This window comes from Microcystis sp. M49636_WE2 (assembly GCF_030065375.1).
In the GTDB taxonomy this organism is placed as follows: domain Bacteria; phylum Cyanobacteriota; class Cyanobacteriia; order Cyanobacteriales; family Microcystaceae; genus Microcystis; species Microcystis aeruginosa_C.
In genome coordinates, this window is the sequence record NZ_JASJFG010001106.1 from 1 (window position 1) to 2,917 (window position 2,917).

At 45.5% G+C, this 2,917-nt stretch carries 4 protein-coding genes; 1 reads left to right on the forward strand and 3 read right to left on the reverse strand.

Translation table 11 applies throughout. The features are described from left to right. Positions 1-168 (reverse strand): DUF2997 domain-containing protein (locus tag PX484_RS25530; protein WP_288106252.1); only part of this gene is annotated, 168 nt, incomplete at its 3' end. 310 nt (positions 169-478) lie between these two features. On the opposite strand from PX484_RS25530, the gene bioU reads away from it, so the two are divergent. Further along, positions 479-1,480 (forward strand): (S)-8-amino-7-oxononanoate synthase BioU, encoded by a 1,002-nt coding sequence (gene bioU / locus PX484_RS25535; RefSeq protein ID WP_287666099.1) that lies wholly within the window; start codon positions 479-481, stop codon positions 1,478-1,480. Here bioU and PX484_RS25540 read toward each other — a convergent pair. Next, complete coding sequence (locus PX484_RS25540; protein WP_002801974.1) at positions 1,477-2,403, reverse strand: RluA family pseudouridine synthase; 927 nt, start codon at positions 2,401-2,403, stop codon at positions 1,477-1,479. The genes bioU and PX484_RS25540 overlap by 4 nt on opposite strands. A gap of 306 nt (positions 2,404-2,709) precedes the next feature. Continuing rightward, a partial coding sequence (locus PX484_RS25545) for a phage holin family protein (RefSeq protein WP_288106249.1) occupies positions 2,710-2,917 on the reverse strand: 208 nt, incomplete at its 5' end.

The window sequence follows — 2,917 nt, forward strand, 5'->3', positions numbered from 1 at the left end:
GACGGTTTGATGGTAATAATCCGAGGTTTTCTCTTGAGACATCAGCTGCCCGAGTTGTGCCTCGATCGCCGCCGTCACCTCTTGACAAGATGAACCGACTATGCCTGTCACCTTTTCCATGACGCGACCATCGGGATAGATGATAAACTCTAGGCTTTCCATGCTCATAGGTCTTCTCGGCGTGATCTGGGGTTTGCAAAGCTCCCTATCGTTTTAATTTACGATAGTTTGCTAATCGTAGCAATCTGGTTAAAATTTTAGCAAAACTTTATATTATCTCGGCCAACCACTTTCATTTTTTGTAAGTTTCGCGTAACTTTTCTTCATCGTCAAGGGCGAACCTGTCCCCGGAGGGCATAATTTAACAAAAGTACACAAAAAAGACGACCTGAAGCGATAAATTGAAAATAAAGGAGATGCAACGGCGAACCACGACCGCCGAGATCATAGAATTTTGTCTATAGGAATCAGAACAAATATGAATAAACAAATAGCCAGCGATCGCCTTCGGATCGGTGTTTTAGGTTTTGGTGGTTTGGGACAGGCTGCCGCTAGAATTCTCGCCCCCAAACAGGAAATGCTTTGGACTGCCGCCGCCGATAAAGCTGGTTTTGCATACCACAAAGACGGTCTAGATGTCAATACCTGTAACAAAATTTATCATGACCGGGGTTCGATCGGTTATCTGGAAAATTACGGCAGTCTCAGCGAGAACAGTATCGAGGAATTAATCAAAACTGCCGACGTAGAAGGCTATTTCCTCGCCTTACCGAATTTACCTAACAATTTCATGGCCGATATCGCTAAAACTTTCATTCGCTTAGGTTGGCGCGGAGTTTTAGTCGATGCTCTCAAACGTACCAGCGCCATGGAACAAATATTAGCACTACAAGCAGACCTAGAAGCCGCCGGCATCACCTACATGACCGGCTGCGGTGCTACCCCCGGACTGTTAACTGCGGCCGCTGCCCTAGCTGCCCAGAGTTATGCAGAGATTCACAGCGTTAAAATTACCTTTGGCGTGGGAATCGCCAACTGGGAGGCTTATCGTGCCACTATTCGCGAAGATATCGCCCATTTACCCAGTTACAACCCAGAAACGGCCCACCGGATGAGTGATGCGGAAGTGGAAATGCTGTTAAATAAAACCAATGGCATTCTCAGCCTCGAAAATATGGAACACGCCGACGATATTATGCTGGAATTAGCCGGAATTTGTGGACGCGATCGGGTTTCCGTCGGGGGTGTGGTGGATACGCGCAACCCGAAAAAGCCCTTAAGTACCAATGTTAAAGTCACGGGGCGGACTTTTGAAGGCAAAATTTCCACCCATACCTTCACTTTAGGTGATGAAACCAGTATGGCGGCTAATGTCTGCGGGCCAGCTTTCGGTTATCTGAAAGCGGGGGTTTCCCTGCATCGTCGCGGTATCTACGGATTATGGACAGCAGCAGAGATTATGCCGCAATTTGTGCGCTAGGGGTTTCTCTGCCGTAAAATAGCTAAAACTTTCGGGAAAATAGCGGGTAAGGGAGCGATCGCTTCTAGGCTCTCTCCCGTGACCGGATGTATTAAGATTAAACGATGGGCGTGGAGTAACTGCCCGGGTAGATTAATCCCGATGGAACGACCGGAACTATAAAGGGGATCCCCAAGAATCGGATGACCGATATGGCTGCTATGAACGCGAATTTGATGAGTTCTGCCAGTTTCTAGGCGAAATTCCATTAAGGTGTAGTTGCCTAGTCTTTCCTTGACTTGCCAGTGGGTGACGGCATTTCTACCGCCTTTTTCCACGGCAATAATAGCCATCTTTTGGCGATCGCTGCGGTGACGACCGATGGGCAGATCAATTGTACCTGTTTCGCTTTTGGGGACACCATGGACGAGGGCCATGTATTCCCGACGGGCAGTTTTGGTTTTTAATTGTGCCTGTAGGTGTTGATGGGCCTGGTCGGTTTTGGCAATAACGATCGCACCCGTGGTATCCTTATCTAAGCGGTGAACTATGCCGGGGCGTTGAATTCCACCGATTCCGGCTAAATTTGGGCAGTGATGCAGTAAAGCGTTGACCAAGGTTCCCGATTCGTGGCCGGGGGCCGGATGAACCACTAAATCGGCCGGTTTATTGATGATAATCAGATATTCGTCTTCGTAAAGAATATCAAGCTCGATCGCCTCGGCGGTTAATTCGAGGGGTTGACTGTCGGGAATGGTAATCTTTAAGTGATCACCTTGACCAACTTTAGTATTTTTATTAGTGCAAATTTGACCGTTTAACTGTATGTATCCCTGTTCTATCAATTTTTGCAGCCTCGATCTCGATAAATCGGGTAATTGTGACCCCATCCAAGCATCTAAACGTTCTTTTTTTCCCGCAACTTCTAAGTTTAATTGGTTCATCGATTTTTAGTGATCAGGGTGTAGGGTGGGGGGGAATCAAGAAAAACTGACTGGAGATTAGTTAATCTACTTAGCTCAACAATTCCATTTATTTTAACAGTAATTGAACTTGCTCTGGCTGCTTGAGATGGAAATCTTGGGATGAAATTTTCCTGATTTTTAACGACAAAAGCCACAGCAAATCAGTAGAGATTTACTCATCCCCAAAAAAAATAGAGAGACGTTGCTATAATCAACGTCTCTCGATCAGAAATTAATCAATCAGAGTAAGCCAAGCTGTTTTAAACAACCGAATTATTGCCCACTTTAGTCAACGAAAATGCCATTTAAAACTCCTGAAATGATCGAAACCACGATCGAACCGAATAAAGCGGCAAAAAATGATTTTACCTCAAAGCCACGGATAAAATAGGAGGCTAAAGAAAAGGAAATGGCATTGACCACAAAAATAAATAACCCTAGGGTCAAAATAGTTAAAGGCAGGGTAAAAAGAATCAACAGGGGTCTAATAATA